This is a genomic window from Nocardioides solisilvae, from assembly GCF_003194625.1.
GTDB lineage: Bacteria > Actinomycetota > Actinomycetes > Propionibacteriales > Nocardioidaceae > Nocardioides > Nocardioides solisilvae.
This window is the reverse complement of the sequence record NZ_QHKX01000002.1, coordinates 942786-960570: the sequence shown is the minus strand read 5'-3', so window position 1 is coordinate 960570 and position 17785 is coordinate 942786. Positions and strand designations below refer to the sequence as shown.

Sequence of the window (17785 nt, the reverse complement as noted above, 5' to 3'; positions counted from 1 at the left end):
GGTGACCGGGCCGACCGGGGGACGGGCCGGCGAGCGGCTGGTGGTGGTGGGCGCTGGGATGGCGGCGACCCGGCTGGTCGAGGGGCTCGTCGCGGGGGGCTACCCGGGCCGCGTCACCGTGGTCGGCGAGGAGGAGCACGCGCCGTACAACCGGATCCTGCTCTCCGCCGTGCTCGAGGGGAGCCACCGCGAGGACGCCCTCACCCTGCGCGACCCGGCCTGGTTCGCCGACCACGGGATCGACCTGCGGCTCGGCACCCGGGTGGCCGAGGTCGACCGGGAGGCCGGCGAGGTGGTGCTGGTCGACGGGCACCGGATCGGCTGGGACCGGCTGGTCCTGGCCACCGGCGCGATCCCGACGCTGCCGCCGATCCGCGGCCTGGTGGGCCTGGACGGGAGGCTGCACGAGTCGGTGCACGCCTTCCGCAGCGTCGCCGACTGCCACCGGCTGCTCGACCGGCTGGCCGAGGGCCTGCCCGGCCGGTCGGTCGTCGTCGGCGGCGGGCTGCTCGGCCTCCAGGTCGCTCGCGCGCTGGCCGTGCGCGGGGTGGCCACCGAGGTGGTCGAGGGGAGCACCCACCTGCTCTCGGGACAGGTGGGTGAGGCCGCCGGAGCGGTCCTGCGGCGCGACCTGGAGCGGCTCGGCACGGACGTCTACACCGGCGTCCGCGCCGTCCGGCTCACCCCCGACGGGCTGCGCCTCGACAACGGCGTCGACCTGCCGACCGACCTCGTCGTCCTCACCGCGGGCGGCCGCCCCTCGACCGCCCTCGCCCGCCGGGCGGGGCTGATGGTGCGCCGCGGCGTCGTGGTGGGACGGTGGCTGGAGTCGGTCACCGACGAGCGGGTCCACGCGTTGGGCGACTGCGCCGAGCGGCTCGGCCGCACCACCGGCTTCGTCGCGCCCGCCTGGGAGCAGGCCGCCGTGCTGGCCGCGCACCTGTGCCGCGGCGGCGAGGAGGCCGGCAGCAGGGTGACGGGCGGGTACGACGGCCACCGCGCCGTCGCCCGGCTGCGCGCCAGCGGTCTCGAGGTCGCCGTGCTCGGCGAGCCGGAGACCACCCCTGGGGACGTCGTCGAGGTGAGCAACCCGCTCCGGGGCACCTACCGCAAGCTCGTCGTGCGCGGGGGCGTCATCGAGGCGGCGACGCTGGTGGGCGACCTCTCGCACGTCGGGCTGGTCACCCAGCTCTTCGACCGGCGCACCGTCCTCGGCCCGGCCGAGCCGGGGGCGCTGCTGATGCCGCCGACGCCCGCCGTCCCGGTGGAGCTGCCCGACGACGTCGAGGTCTGTGCCTGCGCGGGCGTGACCGCGGGCGCCGTCCGGGCCTGCGGCAGGCTGGAGGAGGTGCGGAGCCGGACGCGGGCCACCACCGGCTGCGGCGGCTGCGAGGGCGTGGTCCGGACGCTGCTGGCCGGCGGGGAGCCGGCCGGTCAGGCGGTCGGGAGCACCCGGTAGCGCAGGTACTGCACCTGCCCCACCGGACGGCTCTCGAGCAGCTCGAGCCGGACCTGCCGCCGGTCGTGGGCGAAGTACGCCGTGCCGCCGCCCACGAGCACGGGCAGCACCCGGATCCGGTACTCGTCGAGCAGCCCGAGGTGGGCCGCCTGGGTGCCGAGCTGCGCGCCGCCGACCGCGAGGTCGTCGGTGCCGGGCTCGGCGCGCAGCCGCTCGACCTCCTCGGTCAGGCTGCCGGTGGCCAGCCGGGTGTTGCTCCCGCGCACCTGCTCGGGGGCGAGGCTGCGGGACAGGACCACCTTGGGCAGGGCCCGCCACAGGTCGCGGAACTCCCGCTCCGGGCCGCTGAGCCGGGCCGGGTCGACGTCCTCCCAGAAGAGCATCGACTCGTGGAGCCGCCGGCCCATCAGGTGGGCGCCGAGCCCCCGGACCTCGTCGGTGGCGAGCCGGAAGACCTCCTCGTCGGGCGCCGCCCAGTCGAAGCGCCCGTCGGGGCCGACGACGTACCCGTCGAGCGACGTCGTGAGCGAGTAGGTGAGCAGGCGCGTCATGCGCCCCTGCCTAGCGCTCGGGGGCCGGGCGGCGCAAGGCCCGCGGGAGGAACGCCGCCCCCGGGCTCTCGGGGGAGGCGGCCGCCACGTCGCCGGGGTTGGCGAAGCCGCAGCGACGCAGGCTCAGGCACCCGCAGCCGATGCACCCCTCGAACCCGTCCCGGAGCCGCTCGAGCGCGGCGATCTGCTCCTCGATCCGCCCCCGCCAGTGCCGCGAGATGCGGTGCCAGTCGGCCTTCGTGGGGTTGCGGTGGTCGGGGAGGGTGGCGAGCTCGGCGCGGATCTCCTCGAGGGTCAGGCCGACGTTGGAGGCCGCGCGGATGAACGCGAGCCGACGCAGCACGCTGCGCCGGTAGCGCCGCTGGCCGCCGGCCGACCGGGTCGAGGAGATCAGGCCCTGCTCCTCGTAGTAGCGCAGCGCCGAGGCCGCGACGCGTCGACGGCGACCTCGCGGCCCGTGTGGAGACCCACGGGCGACCGGTCGCCTACGGCTACCTCGACCGGGCCTACCCGTTGCACGCCTACCAGACCGTCTTCTCGACCCGCCCGGGGGTGGTGCAGCGGGCCTACGACGAGGCCGTCGCGGGTGGCTACCTCTGGCACGAGTTCGGCGACTCGGCGCTGCTGCTGCCGGGCTGAGCGGAGGCCGGCCGGCCGTCCGGCAGGCCGGCCGGGCGGGGCCGGGAGGTCGTGAGCCAGGGTTTTCCTGACCGAAACAATCAGAAACGCCGGGGACAACATCGCCGACCTACGTTTTCTGGCATGACGGAGCGAATCCCCAGGACAGACCCGCGCGGGACCCACCAGCGCCGGACCCTCGTGGTCGTCGGGCACGGCATGGTCGGCCACCGCTTCGTGCAGGCGGCGGTCGAGCGGGGCCTCACCGAGACCCACGACGTCGTCGTGGTCGGCGAGGAGTGCCGCCCGGCGTACGACCGGGTGGCGCTGACCTCCTACTTCGCCGCCTCCAGCGCCGACGAGCTCTCGCTGCTCCCCTCGGGCCGGTACGACGACCCGCGCGTCGACCTGCGCCTCGGCACCCGGGTGACGGGGGTCGACGCCGAGGACCGGACCGTGGCGCTCGACGACGGCACGCAGGTCCGCTACGACGCCCTGGTGCTGGCCACCGGCGCCGCTCCCTTCGTGCCGCCGGTGCCCGGCCGCGACCTGCCGGGGTGTTTCGTCTACCGCACGATCGAGGACCTCGACGCCATCCGCGACGCCGCCGCCACGGCCACCTCGGGCGTGGTGATCGGCGGCGGGCTCCTCGGGCTCGAGGCCGCCAACGCGCTGGTCCAGCTGGGGTTGGAGACCCACGTGGTCGAGATGGCCCCCCGGCTGATGCCGGTCCAGCTCGACGAGGCGGGCGGCCGCACCCTGGTCCGCCACGTCGAGGGGCTCGGCGTCACCGTGCACACCGGCGCCGCCACCGAGGCGGTGCTCGGCGAGGAGGCGGTGACCGGGCTCGCGCTCGCCGGCGGCGGCCGGGTCGAGGCGCAGCTCGTGGTCTTCTCGGCGGGGATCCGGCCGCGCGACCAGCTGGCCCGCGACGCCGGCCTGGCCGTCGCGGAGCGCGGCGGGGTGCTCGTCGACGAGCAGTGCCGCAGCAGCGACCCGCACGTCTTCGCGATCGGCGAGTGCGCGGCGCCCGGCGGCGTGATGTACGGCCTCGTGGCCCCCGGCTACTCCATGGCCGAGGTGGTGGTCGACGCCCTGCTCGAGGGGGCGGGGACCTTCACCGGCGCCGACATGTCCACCAAGCTCAAGCTGCTCGGCGTCGACGTGGCCAGCTTCGGCGACGCCTTCGCCACCACCCCGGGCGCCCTGGAGTTGGTCTTCGCCGACGCGGTGGCGGGGGTCTACAAGAAGCTCGTGGTGGGCCGCGCCGAGGACGGCGGCCACCGCCTGCTGGGCGGCGTGCTGGTCGGCGACGCGTCGGCGTACGGCGTGCTCCGCCCGATGGTCTCCTCGGGGATCACGCTGCCCGACAACCCCGAGGAGCTGATCCTGCCGGCGCGCAGCGGCGCCGGTGCCCAGCTCGGCCTGCCCGACGAGGCGGTGGTGTGCTCCTGCAACAACGTGACCAAGGGCGAGATCGGCTCCGCGGTGGCGCTCGACGAGGACGGCGCCCACGCCTGCCAGGACCTCTCCTGCGTGAAGTCCTGCACCAGGGCCGGCAGCACCTGCGGCTCGTGCGTCCCGGTGGTGAAGAACATCATCGAGGAGCACTTCGCCGCCCAGGGCCGGGTCGTCGACAAGGGGCTCTGCGAGCACTTCTCGCTCACCCGCCAGGAGCTCTTCGACCTCGTCGCCGTCCACGGCTACCGCCGGTTCGACGACCTGGTCGAGGCGCACGGCCGGGGCCGCGGCTGCGAGGTCTGCAAGCCGGTCGTGGCGAGCATCCTCGCCAGCCAGTTCAACGGGCACGTCCTCGGCGCCGAGACCAAGGCCCTGCAGGACACCAACGACGCCTATCTCGCCAACATCCAGCGCAACGGCACCTACTCCGTGGTGCCGCGCATCCCCGGCGGCGAGATCACCCCCGAGAAGCTCATCGTGATCGGGGAGGTCGCCCGCGACTTCAACCTCTACACCAAGATCACCGGCGGCCAGCGGATCGACCTCTTCGGCGCGCGGATGGAGGAGCTGCCGCAGATCTGGCGACGGCTGGTCGACGCCGGCTTCGAGTCGGGTCACGCCTACGGCAAGTCGCTGCGGACGGTGAAGTCCTGCGTCGGGTCGACCTGGTGCCGCTACGGCGTCCAGGACAGCGTGGGCCTCGCCATCGCGCTGGAGCTGCGCTACCGGGGGCTGCGCTCGCCGCACAAGCTCAAGGGCGGGGTCAGCGGCTGCGCCCGGGAGTGCGCCGAGGCGCGCGGCAAGGACTTCGGGGTGATCGCGACCGAGAAGGGGTGGAACCTCTACGTCGGCGGCAACGGCGGGGCCAACCCCGCCCACGCGCAGCTGCTCGCCGGCGACCTCGACACCGAGACCCTGGTGCGCTACCTCGACCGGTTCCTCATGTACTACGTCCGCACCGCCGACCGGCTCCAGCGGACCTCGGCCTGGGTCGAGCAGCTGGACGGGGGGCTCGACCGGGTGCGTGCCGTCGTGGTCGACGACGAGCTCGGCCTGGGCGCCGAGCTGGAGGCGGCGATGGTGCGCCACATCGGCTCCTACCGCGACGAGTGGCAGGCCACCCTGGAGGACCCGGACAAGCTGGCCCGGTTCGTCTCCTTCGTCAACGCCCCCGGGACGCCGGACCCCTCCATCGCCTTCACCACCGAGCGCGGCCAGATCCAGCCCGTGGTCCCCGACGACGGGTCCGGCGCGGGCGGCGGCCGGACGCCGGAGCCCGTGCTCGTGGCCGCCACCATCGGCGTGCGGGAGCAGGCGTGACCCCGCCGGTCGGGCAGGAGTGGGAGCCCGTCTGCCGGCTGGAGGACCTCGAGGTCGAGCGCGGCGCCGCGGCGCTGGTCCACGGCCAGGCGGTCGCGCTCTTCCGGACGCACGACGACCGGGTCTACGCCCTGGCGAACCACGACCCGTTCAGCCGGGCGTCGGTGCTGGCTCGCGGGATCGTGGGCACCCGTGGTGAGGTGGACTTCGTGGCCTCCCCGATGCACAAGCACGCCTTCGACCTCCGCACCGGACGGTGCCTGGACGACGACCACGTCTCCGTCGCCAGCTACGAGGTGAGGATCGAGTCCGGGGTGGTCCAGGTCGGGTCGCGCCAGGAGCGACGTGCCAGCGCCTGAGGGTCCGCTCGCGGGCTTCCGGGTCGGGGTGACCGCCTCGCGGAAGGCCGAGGAGCAGATCGCGCTGCTGGAGCGCCGCGGCGCCGAGGTGACCTGGGCGCCGGTGCTGCGCACCGGGATGGCCAGCGCCGAGGACGAGGCGCTGCGTGCCGCGACCGCGGGGGTGCTCGCGGGCCCGGTCGACCTGCTGGTGGCCACCACCGGCGTCGGGATGAAGGCGTGGCTGGCGGCCGTCGAGCAGTGGGGGATGCGCGAGGCCCTGCTCGCCCACCTGGAGCGGACCGAGATCATCGCCCGCGGTCCCAAGACGGTCGGGGCGTTGCGCGCGGGCGGGCTGCGCGAGCTCTGGTCGCCGGACTCCGAGTGCTTCGACGACGTCCTGGCGCACCTGCGGGGCCGCGACCTGCGGGGCAGGAGGATCGTGGTCCAGGAGCACGGGCAGTCGCTCTCGATGGTGGCGCACGCGCTGCGGCGCCAGGGGGCCGAAGTCCAGGTCGTCACGGTCTACCGGGTCGAGCCCGCTCCCGACCCCGCCGCCACCTTCCACCTCGTCGACCTCGTCGCCGACCGGGCCCTCGACGCGGTCACCTTCACCGCCGCGCCGGCGGTCCGCGCCTTCCTCGACGCCGCCGAGGCGACCGGGCGCCACGAGGAGGCGCTGGAGGCGTTCCGCGGCGACGTGCTGGCAGCCAGCGTCGGGCCAGTCACCGCCGCCGCCCTCCAGCCGCTGGGGGTGCCGACCCGCTGGCCCCGGCGGTCGCGGCTCGCCGCCATGGTCACGCTGCTGGAGCAGGAGCTCCCGACCCGCCGGCACGGCCTGGTCTACGCGGTGGCCGGCGGCCACGTGCTCCGCGTGCACGGGGAGCGGGTGCTGCTCGACGGCGGGGAGGTCCGGCTCACCCCCGCCCCTCAGGCGGTCCTGCGCGCCCTGCTCTCGCGGCCCGGTCACGTGGTCGGCCGGGGCGAGCTGCTCGGGGCGCTGCCGTCGGGCACGGCCGGCTCGGAGCACGCCGTCGAGATGGCGGTGGCCCGGCTGCGCCGGGCGATCGGCCCGGCCGCGGTCCAGACCGTGGTGAAGCGGGGCTACCGGCTCGCGCTGGGCTGACCCGCCTGGCCCGACTGGCCCGCCTGAGCGGCCTGACCCGCCTGGGCCGCGAGGACCAGGTCGACCAGGTGCTCGGTGACCAGCTCCTTGCGCTCCAGGGGCAGCATGTGGCCCGCGCCGGGCGCGATCACCAGCCGCGACCGGCGCAGGTGGCTGGCGATCCGCCGGGCGTGCGGGACCGGCGTGAGCAGGTCCCGGCTGCCCACGAGCACCCGGGTCGGCGCGTGGGCGTAGGCCTGCAGGGCCGCTGCCCGGTCGTGGAGCTGCATGTCGTCGTAGAAGCCGCGCATCGTCGCGGGGGAGCAGTTGATGAGCTGGTCGACGACCAGGCCGGCGTCCCGGGGCCGCAGGGGGTCGCCGAAGAGGAACCGGTTGACGACGGCGCGCTCGATGGTCGGCGTACGGCGGCGCGCGCGGCGGCTGAGCGTGCGGGCGCGCAGCTCCAGCACCTGCGGGATCCGGGCCCTGGCCCGGGGCCCCAGCTCGGGGAGACCCAGGGTGACGGCGTGCAGCCCGCCGGAGGAGGTGGAGACCAGGAGCACGCCGGCGGCACGGGCGGCCAGGTCGGGCCGGTGCTCGGCGAGCGCCATCAGGGCCATCCCGCCGATCGAGTGGCCGGCGAGCACGAGTGGGCCGCGCGGCGCGTGCAGGTCGACCAGGTCGGCCATGTCGCGGGCGAGGTTGGCGACGGTGCAGCTCTCCCGCGGGGCCGGGTCCGACTGCCCGTGGCCGCGGTGGTCCCAGGTGAGGATCCGCACGTCGTGGCCGAAGCGGGAGAGCAGCTCGAGCACCTGGTAGTGCCAGTCGTCGTGGTCCGCGGTCCAGCAGTGCGCCAGGACCACGGTGACCGGCTCGGCCGCGGCGGGGTCGGCCCGGCGCCCGGCGTCGGGACCGTGGACCCGGACGTGGAGCTGGAGCCCGTCGAAGGTCCTCACGGGGAGTCCTCGTCGTCGTCGGCCACCGCCACCACGAGCGCGGTGGCCACGGCGGCCACGCCCTCGCCGCGGCCCGTGAGGCCGAGCCCGTCGGTGGTCGTCGCGGAGACCGTGACGGGGGCGCCGACCGCGGCGCCCAGCGCCGCCTCGGCCTCGGCGCGGCGGGGGCCCAGCCGCGGCCGGTTGCCGACGACCTGGACCGCCACGTTGCCGATCTCGAACCCGGCGGCCCGGACCCGGGACGCCGTCTCGGCCAGCAGCGCCGCCCCCGACGCCCCGGCCCACCGGGGCTCGCTGGTGCCGAAGTTGCTCCCCAGGTCGCCCAGCCCGGCCGCCGACAGCAGTGCGTCGCACGCCGCGTGCGCGGCGACGTCGGCGTCGGAGTGGCCCTCGAGCCCGTGGCTCTCCCCGGGCCAGGCGAGCCCGGCCAGGTGCATCGGGACGCCGGCGACCAGGCGGTGCACGTCGGTGCCGATGCCCACCCGGGGCAGGGACGGACGGGGGTGCGTGGGACGGGGGCTCACGCCGACGATGATGCCTGAGCCACAATCCTCCTCATGCAGACGTCTCGCCCGTGGGGCCTCCTCGGCGTCGCCGCCGGGGTCGCCGGGCTCGCGACGAGCTACCTCGCGGCCAAGGCGCTGACCATCCGGGACCCACCCCTGGTGGCGGCGGCCGAGCTGGTCGTCCGGTTCACCCCCGGCGCGGTCGTGGAGTGGGCGATCGAGACCTTGGGCCCGGCCGACAAGCCGGTGCTCATGCTGCTCGTGGTGCTGGTCCTGCTCGCCGGCTTCGTCGCCGCCGGCTGGGCCTGGCCGCGCGGCTGGTGGCGCTCCGTGCTGGTCTGGGTGCTGCTGGCGGGCGCCGGGCTGCTGGCGGTCCAGCTGCAGCGCGGTGCCGGGATGGTGGACGCGGTGCCGATCGGCGTCGGCCTGGCCACCTCGCTGCTCTGCCAGGCGCTGCTGGTCAGGCTGGCCGGCCCCGCGAGCCCCGCCGGGGAGACCGCAGCGGAGACCGCAGGGGAGACCGAGGGGCACAGCTCGCCCGAGGGGCGCACCGGTGCCGCGCCCGGGCGGCGCGGGCTGCTGGCGGGTCTCGGCGCCACCGTGGTGCTGGCGGTCGCCGCGACGACCTTCGGGCGGGTCGTCGGCAACCGCAAGCGGGCGATCCAGGAGAGCCGGCGCCTGGTGCGGATCCCGGGCGTCACCGACCGCGACCCGCCGCCGCGCGCCCGCGTCGACGTGCCGGGGGTGACGAGCTGGCAGACGCCCAACGAGGACTTCTACCGGATCGACACCACCCTGGCGGTGCCCACGATCGACCCGTCCCAGTGGCGGCTGCGGATCCACGGGATGGTCGAGCGCGAGGTGGTGCTGACCTACCAGCAGCTCATCGACATGGAGCTGACCGAGGCGTGGATCACGCTCAACTGCGTCTCCAACCCGGTCGCCGGCCCGCTGATCGGCAACGCGTGGTGGAGCGGGGTGCTGACCGAGCGGCTGCTCCGGATGGCCCGGCCGCTGCCCGACGCCGACGCGGTCCTGCAGACCTCCGACGACGGATGGAACTGCAGCACCCCCCTGAGCGCGATGACCGACGTGCGCGACGCCATGGTGGCGGTGGCGATGAACGGCGAGCCGCTGCCGCTGGAGCACGGCTTCCCCGCCCGGACGATCGTGCCCGGCCTCTACGGGTTCACCTCGGCCTGCAAGTGGGTCGTCGACTGGGAGGTCACCCGCTTCGTCGACGTCGACGCCTTCTGGACGCAGCGCGGCTGGGCCGAGCAGGCCCCGGTGCGGCTCGGCTCCCGGATCGACGTCCCCTCGGCCGGCGACACCGTGCCGGCCGGCTCCGTGCGGGTGGGCGGCATGGCCTGGCACCAGCACGTCGGCATCTCCGCGGTCGAGGTCGCGGTCGACGGCGGCGACTGGCAGTCGGCGGAGGTGGCCCTGCCGCGGACCAACGACACCTGGGTCCAGTGGGCGGCGACGGTCGAGGTCGGTCCGGGCGACCACGTGCTGCGGGTCCGGGCCCGCGACAAGCGCGGGGAGGTGCAGACCGGGGTGCGCCGCGACGTGGTCCCGGACGGCGCCACCGGGTGGCACGAGGTCGGGTTCAGCGCCTCCGACGAGGACGACTGACCCGCGACCGGAGAGAGGAGGGCTCAGTCCTCCAGGACGTAGGTGAGGCCGCCGGAGCCGTCCAGCCAGACCTGCTCGAACTGCGCGCGGGGGTAGGTCCGCCGCACGCCGGCGTTGCTGGACGCGGCCGGGTCGTTGACCACCACGTCGCCGGTCGCGGTGAAGCCCACCACGACCATGAGGTGGCCGGCGGTGGAGGAGATGGGCGCGCCGGGCAGCTGGCCGGGACCGAAGGCCACCGAGACGATCAGCGGGGTGCCGGCGGCGACGTGCTCCTCGGCCGCGCGCAGGTCGGGCAGCCGGGTCACCCGGGTGCGGGGGAGCAGCGTACCGGCGTAGGCGGTGTTGAAGGCCCAGTTGCCGGTGCCGCGGTACCCGTGGTCGTAGACCTGCTGCGCGGTGTGGTCGACGACGGCGTCGGTGTGGCCGCCGCCGAAGCTGCGGGCCGCCTCAGGCAGCACGCCGTAGAAGTCGAGCACCATGGCCAGCGAGGTGGGGGAGCACCAGGCCTCGCCGCCGTTGCCCCACTGCGGGTAGTGGCCGCGGTGCGTCATCTGCGAGTACGTCGGGACGTCGAGGACGGTGCCCGCCCCCGGGCCGGGCTGCGAGGTCGCGCCGCGCGGCGCGACCCGGCTTGCCATGGCGCCGACCCGGTCCAGCGACGGCGCCGCCTTCGTCCCCTGGCGCCGCACCAGCTGGACCTTGAGCTGCCACCCGGTCGCGCCCGCGGGGTCGGCGACCTTCACGGTGTCGGTGGCGACGCGGGCGAGGTCGTCGTCCTGGCTGCCCAGGGTGGTCCTCCGGATCCCCCTGGTGCCGGACGTCCACCGGGCGACGGTGTCCCAGGAGCCGGTCGACCCGTCGGCGGCCTGGACGCGCGCCTTCACCTCCACCCAGCTGTCGCCGGGGGTCGTCGCCTGCCAGGAGGGGATGAGCTCGGTGAAGCCGAAGCCGGGCGCGACCCACGGCGAGGTCCAGACGCCCACGTCGTAGCGACGGCCGTCGTACGTCCGCTGCTTGGTGGGCTTCTTGAGCCGCACGGAGCCGCGGGCGATCCGGGTGCCGTTGCGGCTGCCGGGCCGCAGCTCGTGGCCCGCGTCGAACGAGGTGTCCGCGACCTGCGTCGCCGAGCGGCGGGCCGAGGCGTCCGCGTCGTCGCCTGCGGAGGCCGGAGCCGCGGCCAGCGGCACGGCGGCGGAGAGCGGCAGGGCCAGGGCCGCGGCGGCTGCCACGAGCCGGGGCCCCGAAGCGCGGGCGGTGGCGCGGGAAGGAGCACGGGAGGGGGTGCGGGGGGCGGTGCGGGACAGGCGGGTCACCTCGGGGACGATACGTCACACCAGTCCCACCCGTCACCGACTTCCGCGATGCCGGGAGGCGGCTCCGCCACCCCTAGACTGGCCCGCGTGACTCTCAGGCTCCACGACACCGCCTCGCGCGAGGTGCGCGACTTCGTCCCGCTGCAGGAGGGGAAGGTCGGCCTCTACGTCTGCGGGCTGACGGTGCAGTCGGAGCCGCACGTGGGCCACGTCCGCTCCGGCGTCAACTTCGACGTGTTGCAGCGCTGGCTGCGGGTCCGGGGCTACGACGTCACCTTCATCCGCAACACCACCGACATCGACGACAAGATCCTCGCCAAGGCCGAGGAGCAGGGGCGTCCCTGGTACAACCTCGCCTACGAGATGCACCGCGAGCTCGACCGGGCGTACGCCGCGCTCAACGTCGCCCCGCCGACGTACGAGCCGGCCGCCACCGGCCACGTGCCCGAGATGGTCGAGCTGATCGAGGCGCTCGTCGAGCGCGGCCACGCCTACCCGGCCGAGGACGGCTCCGGCGACGTCTACTTCGACGTCCGCTCCTGGCCGACGTACGGCGAGCTGACCCGGCAGCGGATCGACGACATGGAGGCCGCGGAGGACGCCGACCCGCGCGGCAAGCGCGACCCGCGCGACTTCGCGCTGTGGAAGGGCTGGAAGGTCGACCGCGAGCCCGCCACCGCCTCGTGGCCCTCCCCGTGGGGGCGAGGGCGGCCGGGCTGGCACATCGAGTGCTCGGCGATGGCCGGCAAGTACCTCGGCACGGCCTTCGACATCCACGGCGGCGGCATGGACCTGCGGTTCCCGCACCACGAGAACGAGCAGGCCCAGTCGCGCGCGGCGGGGCACCCCTTCGCGGCGTACTGGATGCACAACGCCTGGATCACCACCGCCGGCGAGAAGATGAGCAAGTCGCTGGGCAACAGCCTGACCATCCCGGCGGTGCTCGAGCGCTACCGCGGGATCGAGCTGCGCTACTACCTGGTGGCCGCCCACTACCGCAGCCACGTCGAGTTCTCCTTCGACGCCCTCGACGAGGCCGTCACCGGCTTCCGCCGGGTGGAGGCGTTCCTCGAGCGCGCCGGGGTGGCGGGCGAGGCCGGCAGCGTCGTCCTCGCCGACCTGCCGGAGGCCTTCGTCGCCGCGATGGACGACGACCTGGGCACCCCCGCGGCGGTCGCCGTGCTGCACGACACCGTCCGCGACGGCAACCGCCTGCTGGCCGACGGGGCCGACGCCGCCCCCGTGGCCGCGCGGGTGCTCGCGATGCTCGACGTGCTGGGCCTGCACCCCGCCGACCCCGCCTGGGGCGGCGGCGACGAGGCCGCCACCACCCGCCTGACCGAGGCCGTCGACGTGCTCGTCGCCGGACTGCTGGAGGAGCGGGCCGCGGCCCGCGCCGCGAAGGACTTCGCCACCGCCGACGGCCTCCGGGACCGTCTGAAGGCGGCCGGCATCGAGATCGAGGACACCCCGTCGGGGCCGCGCTGGTCGCTGGCCCAGGCGCACGGGAAGGACTGAACGAGGACATGGCGGGCAACTCACAGCGCAAGGGCTCCATCCGGAAGTCCAAGAAGGGCCCCACGGTCGGGTCCGGCGGGCGCGTCAAGCGTGGCCTCGAGGGCAAGGGCCCCACGCCGAAGGCGGAGGACCGGCCCTACCACAAGGCGCACAAGGCCAAGCAGCGCTCGGAGCGCGACGCGGCCAGGCCGCGGCGCCGTACGACGAAGAGCACCGACGCCGAGTGGGTGGCGGGGCGCAACAGCGTCGTCGAGGTGCTGCGGGCGGGCGTCCCCGTGACGGGCGTCTACGTCGCCGAGGGCGCCGAGCGCGACGGCCGGCTCCGCGAGGCCTTCAAGCTCGCGGCCGAGCAGGGCCTCTCCCTGCTCGAGGTGACCCGCAACGAGATGGACCGGATGACCGGCGGCGCCGTGCACCAGGGGCTCGCCGCCCGGATCCCGCCCTACGAGTACGCGCACGCCGACGACCTGCTCGACCGGGCGGCGGAGGCCGAGGAGCCGCCGCTCGTGGTGGCGCTGGACTCCGTCACCGACCCGCGCAACCTCGGCGCGGTCGTCCGCTCCGCCTCCGGCTTCGGCGCGCACGGCGTGCTGGTGCCCGAGCGCCGGGCCGCCGGGATGACCGCGTCTGCCTGGAAGACCTCGGCCGGCGCCGCCGCGCGCACCCCCGTCGCCCAGGCGGTCAACCTGGTGCGCCAGCTGAAGGCCTACCAGGAGGCCGGGTGCATGGTGGTCGGCCTCGACGCGGAGGGCACCGTCTCGCTGCCCGAGCTGGCCGCCGAGGGCGGGCTCGCGGAGGGGCCGCTGGTGCTGGTCGTCGGGTCGGAGGGCAAGGGGCTCTCCCGTCTGGTGGCCGAGACCTGCGACGCGCTCGTCTCGATCCCGATGGTCAACAGCCTGGAGTCGCTCAACGCGGGGGTCGCGGCGTCGGTGGCGCTCTACGCGATCTCGCAGGCGCGCGCCTGAGCCGAGCCGGGGGCGTGAGCGGCCCTTGGCTACCGTGGGGGTGATGCCCTCGCGACCCGAGCCCTCCGCCGTGCTGCGCTGGACCCTGCTCCTCGGCATCTGGGGACTGGTCGCGGTCGCGGTCGGCTCCGCGCTCTTCCTCAGCAGCAGCCGCACCACGGTGCTGGCGGGCCACGACGCCGTCGTCACGCCGACGCTGGAGGGGCACGTCGTCCTCGTCACCGGGCCCGTCCTGCCCGACGTGCGCACCGACGTGCCCGGTGGCATCGGGGTCCGGATCGCGCTCGGCAAGACCGACGTGGAGTCGACCGACGAGCTCTTCGACCGCTACGCGCTGATCGCCTCGAGCGCCGACGCCCAGATCGCGAAGGTGCAGGGGCTCGTCGTGGAGATGGCGCTCGCCTCCGCGCTGCGCGGGCTGGCGGTGGGCGCCGTCCCGGTGCTCACCTACCTGCTGCTCGGCCGGGCCCGCCGGCGCGACCTGCTGCAGGACCTGCGGACGCTGCGCCCGCGCCCGCTGCTGGGGGCGGGACTGGTGGTCGCGGTGGTGGTGGCGCTCTGGCAGCCCTGGTACGGCGAGGACGCGCCGGTGGACCGCAGCCGCAGCTGGATCCCGCTCGCGGAGTTCCTGGGCGACGGGGTGCCGCTGCCCGAGGGGGCGCGGCGGATCGAGGTGCGCGCCGACGTCACCGCCAACCAGACCAAGCGCCTGATCGCGAGCGCGGTCGACACCTACACCAAGAGCCAGGAGTGGTACGACGCCGCCGCCGAGGCCGCGGCCGAGGTCGAGGTGCGCGAGCCCGACGAGGACGAGACCGTCGTGCTGCTGGTCTCCGACCGGCACGACAACGTCGGGATGGACCGGGTCGCGCGGGCGGTCGCCGACCGGGCGGGGGCCACCGGCGTGCTGGGCGCCGGCGACGACACCTCGACCGGCAAGCCCTGGGAGGCCTTCTCGCTGGACTCGTTCGACCGGGCGTTCGACGACCTCGACCGGTGGGTGGTGACCGGCAACCACGACCACGGCGAGTTCGTGGGGGAGTACTTCGACGACCTGGGGTGGACCCGGCTGGTCGGCGAGGTGGAGGAGGGGCCCGCCGGCGGGCGGATCCTCGGCGTCGGCGACCCGCGCAGCAGCGGGCTCGGCAGCTGGCGCGACGAGACGGGGCTGACCTTCGGCGAGGTCGAGGAGCGCCTCGCCGAGACGGCCTGCGACTCCGAGGAGCGGATCAACACGCTGCTGGTCCACGACGTCAAGCTGGCCCGGGAGGCCCTGGAGCGGGGCTGCGCCGACCTGGCCGTCGGCGGCCACCTGCACGTGCAGAACGGGCCCGACGAGGTGGTCGGCCCCGAGGGCGAGGTGGGCTACTCCTGGACCAACGGCACCACCGGCGGGGCGGCGTACGCGATCGCGGTCGGCAGCAAGCCCCGGCGGGACGCGGAGATGACGCTGGTGACCTACGACGAGGACGGGGTGCCCGTGGGCCTGCAGTGGGTGCGGGTCCGCACCGACGGCCGCTTCCTGGTGGGGCCCTGGGAGGAGCTGACGTACGTCGCCACCGAGGAGCCCGGGCAGGCCGGGGTCTCGGTCGACGACTCCCGGGCGGGCGGCCGCCCCCGGGACTGAGGGCCCGCCGGGAGCGCTGCGGTCCACCGCCGAGGGTGCGGCGCGCGGGTGGGCACGGGTGGGGGATCATGTGGCCTGTTCCTCACCCATGCCGAGGAGCACAACCGGGTATAGGAGAGACCATGGACCCACGCAAAGCACTCGCCCAGGTGGCTCGCCGCACGACCGGCCTCGTCACCCGCCCGCAGGAGACCGTGCAGGAGATCGTCGGCGACGTCCGCGACGTCGTCGGCACCGGGGTCGGCCTCGCCGGTCAGGTCGTCGGGGGTGCGGTGGCCCGCGCCGGCCAGCTGCTGGACCGCGGGGACGCCTCGGTCGACACCCCCTGGCCCGTGGACTCCCCCCGGGAGAAGCCGGCCGAGGCCCCCGTCGAGGAGTCGGCGCCCCCGTCCCCCCACGGCGACCCGCTGGTGCCCCGGGCGAAGAGGCCCGTGAAGGCGGCGCCCGCGAAGGCTGCTCCGGCCGCGAAGAAGGCCCCCGCGAAGGCTGCTCCGGCCGCGAAGAAGGCCCCCGCCAAGGCTGCTCCGGCCAAGACTGCTCCCGCGACTGCGGCTCCGGCCGCGAAGGCTGCTCCCGCGACGGCGGCACCGGTGGCGAAGCAGGCCCCGGCCGCGAAGAAGTCTCCGGCGAAGAAGGCCTCGTCCGACTCCCCGGGTGGGAAGCTGCCGTCCCGGAAGGCGCCCGCGAAGGTCGCGAAGGACAAGCCCGTGCCGGCCGCGATCGCCCAGGTGGCGGCGGCCTCCGACGTGGACACCAGCGTGCCCGAGCCTGCGTCGGCGCCGGTCGCCGAGGGGAAGGCGACCGAGACGAAGCCCGCCGCGAAGAAGGCGCCCGCCGCCAAGAAGGCCCCGGCTGCGAAGAAGGCGCCGGCCGCGAAGAAGGCCTCGGCCGTGAAGAAGGCGCCCGCCGCGAAGAAGGCGCCCGCCGAGAAGGCCCCGGCGCAGCAGCCCTCGACCCCCGAGGGGGCGGCGCCCGCCGCGCCCGTCACCGCTGGGGCGTCCGCCCCGCCGGCCGCTCCGGCCGAGCCGCAGCTGCCGCTCCCCGGTGCCGGTTCCGGGACCGGGTCGGATTCGCAGGCATAGGGGGCGAGGGTGAGGGGTACCTCCCTCTCACCCCCTCCCACGGTCGCCGGCCCCGTCCCCCCGTCGTGCCGGCACCGGGCCACCGCCGGGCGCAGGTCCTCAGGACCCGCGCCCGGCGGTTCTGCGTCCGGACGGCCGGCCGGGTGACGGGTCGGCGACGCGCCGGCCGACAGGCCGCTGACGGGTCGGGGTGTCGGTCCGGTGCCGGGGCTCAGGGAGCAGCCGGCTCCTCGGGGTGGTCGACGAGCTTCTCCAGCCGCGCCCGCAGCAGCGGGACCCGGTGCGCGTTGCCGGTGAGCCCGACGTACTGCTCGCCGAAGATCGCGAGGAGGGCGTCGTCCAGGCGGCGGACGGCCCCCGCGGGGTAGCGGTACCCCATCCGCCGGATGACCGCCTCGGGGTCCACCGACGTGAGGAGGGCGCCGAGCTCGTCCAGCGAGGTGATGCCCAGCTCCAGGACGAGCCCCGCGATCCACCCGTAGTGGTCGGTGTGCGACCAGCCGGCGTCGGCGTACTGCGCCGCCAGGAAGGCGGCCAGCTCCTGGCCGCTGATCCGCGGGTCGTTCGGGTCCTGCTCCGTCTCGGCGGGCAGGACGTTGGCCGCCTCCTGCAGCCGCGCCCGGATCGCGGAGAACTCCTGGTCGGCGAGCTCCAGCAGGCCGGCCGCCAGCGTGAAGCGCCGGTCGAGGTCGGGTGCGTGCTCCTCGGGGACGGTGCCCTTGTAGCGGATGTCGTGCTCGAACTCCGCCCACGCGTGCTGGAGGACGGTCCGGACCTGGATGCTGGCGCGCATCCCCGCGAGGTCCTGGAAGCCGTCGGGGGCGGGGTCGGGAACCTCGACGAGGAGGTGCCGGCTGGAGTAGCCGAAGCGTCCTTGCCGGGCCGTCTCGACGCCGAGGTCGCGGTCGTCGACGACGCGGAGCTCGTCGTCGAGGAGCTGTGCGACGGCGGCGACGTCGCCGTGCACGTAGGTGATGACGCGGACCCCGACCTGGTCGGTGATCTCGGTGAGGGGGTCGACGTCCTCGGGCTCGGCGGCCGCCAGGCGCGCCGCCTTCGCGGCGAACGAGGCCACGGTCTTGGTGCGTCCGTCCACCGAGAGGTAGTTGATCCCGGCCTCGTCGAGCAGCCCGGTGACCAGCTCGACCAGCCGCTGGGTCGGGACCACCAGGCCGGGCTGCATGGCGGCGTACCTGCGGACGGCCTCGCGCACCGGTACCTCGGGGGACGGGACGGAGGCGGGGGACGACTCTTCCGGCTCTGCCATGGGAACAGCCTGCCCGCCCGGTCCACACCGCGCTGACACTGGCCCAGACCAGCTGCGGTTT

Annotated in this window: 15 protein-coding genes and 1 pseudogene; 10 read left to right on the top strand and 6 right to left on the bottom strand. The window is 75.4% G+C overall.

Translation table 11 applies throughout. The features are described from left to right. Position 1: 1 nt before the first annotated feature. Positions 2 to 1459: an FAD-dependent oxidoreductase gene (locus DNK53_RS10635; RefSeq protein ID WP_239456476.1), complete on the top strand. Its 1458-nt coding sequence runs from the start codon at positions 2 to 4 to the stop codon at positions 1457 to 1459. Here DNK53_RS10635 and DNK53_RS10630 read toward each other — a convergent pair. After that, positions 1435 to 2010 carry a dihydrofolate reductase family protein gene (locus DNK53_RS10630; protein WP_110182204.1) on the bottom strand — a complete coding sequence of 192 codons (576 nt, stop codon included), beginning with the start codon at positions 2008 to 2010 and terminating at the stop codon, positions 1435 to 1437. The genes DNK53_RS10635 and DNK53_RS10630 overlap by 25 nt on opposite strands. Before the next feature lie 10 nt (positions 2011 to 2020). After that, a pseudogene (gene soxR, locus DNK53_RS10625) lies at positions 2021 to 2443 on the bottom strand (redox-sensitive transcriptional activator SoxR); the annotation flags it as partial. Positions 2444 to 2469: 26 nt separating this feature from the next. Between soxR and DNK53_RS17790 the strand changes: the two are divergent. The 4 genes from DNK53_RS17790 (at position 2470) to DNK53_RS10605 (ending at position 6873) form a co-directional block, all read left to right on the top strand. Continuing rightward, positions 2470 to 2649, top strand: coding sequence for a hypothetical protein (locus DNK53_RS17790; protein ID WP_110182202.1), 180 nt, complete (start codon positions 2470 to 2472; stop codon positions 2647 to 2649). A 123-nt stretch (positions 2650 to 2772) separates the two neighbouring features. After that, complete coding sequence (gene nirB, locus DNK53_RS10615; protein WP_110182201.1) at positions 2773 to 5409, top strand: nitrite reductase large subunit NirB; 2637 nt, start codon at positions 2773 to 2775, stop codon at positions 5407 to 5409. Beyond that, positions 5406 to 5768: a nitrite reductase small subunit NirD gene (gene nirD / locus DNK53_RS10610; protein WP_110182200.1), complete on the top strand. Its 363-nt coding sequence runs from the start codon at positions 5406 to 5408 to the stop codon at positions 5766 to 5768. Before nirB ends, nirD begins: the two co-directional genes overlap by 4 nt. After that, positions 5755 to 6873: a uroporphyrinogen-III synthase gene (locus tag DNK53_RS10605; protein WP_110182199.1), complete on the top strand. Its 1119-nt coding sequence runs from the start codon at positions 5755 to 5757 to the stop codon at positions 6871 to 6873. The genes nirD and DNK53_RS10605 overlap by 14 nt, the downstream gene beginning before the upstream one ends. Here DNK53_RS10605 and DNK53_RS10600 read toward each other — a convergent pair. Together DNK53_RS10600 and ispF are read right to left on the bottom strand one after the other, a co-directional pair. Continuing rightward, complete coding sequence (locus DNK53_RS10600; protein ID WP_110182198.1) at positions 6852 to 7808, bottom strand: alpha/beta fold hydrolase; 957 nt, start codon at positions 7806 to 7808, stop codon at positions 6852 to 6854. The genes DNK53_RS10605 and DNK53_RS10600 overlap by 22 nt on opposite strands. After that, the gene (gene ispF, locus DNK53_RS10595; protein WP_275425748.1) at positions 7805 to 8332 is read right to left on the bottom strand and encodes a 2-C-methyl-D-erythritol 2,4-cyclodiphosphate synthase; all 528 of its coding nucleotides are present in this window, start codon (positions 8330 to 8332) and stop codon (positions 7805 to 7807) included. Before ispF ends, DNK53_RS10600 begins: the two co-directional genes overlap by 4 nt. Before the next feature lie 33 nt (positions 8333 to 8365). Here ispF and DNK53_RS10590 point away from each other — a divergent pair, with 33 nt between their 5' ends. After that, on the top strand, positions 8366 to 9949 hold the full coding sequence (locus DNK53_RS10590) for a molybdopterin-dependent oxidoreductase (RefSeq protein WP_110182197.1): 1584 nt from the start codon (positions 8366 to 8368) through the stop codon (positions 9947 to 9949). A gap of 23 nt (positions 9950 to 9972) precedes the next feature. On the opposite strand, the gene DNK53_RS10585 is transcribed toward DNK53_RS10590, so the two are convergent. Beyond that, complete coding sequence (locus DNK53_RS10585) at positions 9973 to 11265, bottom strand: peptidase C39 family protein (RefSeq protein ID WP_110182196.1); 1293 nt, start codon at positions 11263 to 11265, stop codon at positions 9973 to 9975. 87 nt (positions 11266 to 11352) lie between these two features. Between DNK53_RS10585 and cysS the strand changes: the two genes are divergently transcribed. The 4 genes from cysS (at position 11353) to DNK53_RS17785 (ending at position 16457) form a co-directional block, all read left to right on the top strand. Further along, entirely contained in the window at positions 11353 to 12783 is a 1431-nt protein-coding gene (gene cysS, locus DNK53_RS10580; RefSeq protein WP_110182195.1) for a cysteine--tRNA ligase, read from the top strand. A gap of 8 nt (positions 12784 to 12791) precedes the next feature. Beyond that, positions 12792 to 13748: a 23S rRNA (guanosine(2251)-2'-O)-methyltransferase RlmB gene (rlmB, locus tag DNK53_RS10575; protein ID WP_110182194.1), complete on the top strand. Its 957-nt coding sequence runs from the start codon at positions 12792 to 12794 to the stop codon at positions 13746 to 13748. A gap of 43 nt (positions 13749 to 13791) precedes the next feature. Next, positions 13792 to 15375: a metallophosphoesterase family protein gene (locus DNK53_RS10570; protein ID WP_204163855.1), complete on the top strand. Its 1584-nt coding sequence runs from the start codon at positions 13792 to 13794 to the stop codon at positions 15373 to 15375. 122 nt (positions 15376 to 15497) lie between these two features. Further along, complete coding sequence (locus tag DNK53_RS17785; protein ID WP_204163854.1) at positions 15498 to 16457, top strand: hypothetical protein; 960 nt, start codon at positions 15498 to 15500, stop codon at positions 16455 to 16457. Positions 16458 to 16668: 211 nt separating this feature from the next. Here the strand turns inward: DNK53_RS17785 and DNK53_RS10560 are convergent, their stop codons facing one another. Further along, positions 16669 to 17724, bottom strand: a complete 1056-nt coding sequence (locus DNK53_RS10560) for a GTP pyrophosphokinase (protein WP_275425747.1) — start codon at positions 17722 to 17724, stop codon at positions 16669 to 16671. Between the last annotated feature and the right edge of the window lie 61 nt (positions 17725 to 17785).

Bases quoted from the DNA above. Each gene is read 5' to 3' on its own strand.
- DNK53_RS10630 (WP_110182204.1), bottom strand. From the start codon at position 2,010: ATGACGCGCCTGCTCACCTACTCGCTCACGACGTCGCTCGACGGGTAC.
- nirB (WP_110182201.1), top strand. From the start codon at position 2,773: ATGACGGAGCGAATCCCCAGGACAGACCCGCGCGGGACCCACCAGCGC.
- DNK53_RS10590 (WP_110182197.1), top strand. From the start codon at position 8,366: ATGCAGACGTCTCGCCCGTGGGGCCTCCTCGGCGTCGCCGCCGGGGTC.
- rlmB (WP_110182194.1), top strand. From the start codon at position 12,792: ATGGCGGGCAACTCACAGCGCAAGGGCTCCATCCGGAAGTCCAAGAAG.
- DNK53_RS10570 (WP_204163855.1), top strand. From the start codon at position 13,792: ATGCCCTCGCGACCCGAGCCCTCCGCCGTGCTGCGCTGGACCCTGCTC.
- DNK53_RS17785 (WP_204163854.1), top strand. From the start codon at position 15,498: ATGGACCCACGCAAAGCACTCGCCCAGGTGGCTCGCCGCACGACCGGC.
- DNK53_RS10560 (WP_275425747.1), bottom strand. From the start codon at position 17,724: ATGGCAGAGCCGGAAGAGTCGTCCCCCGCCTCCGTCCCGTCCCCCGAG.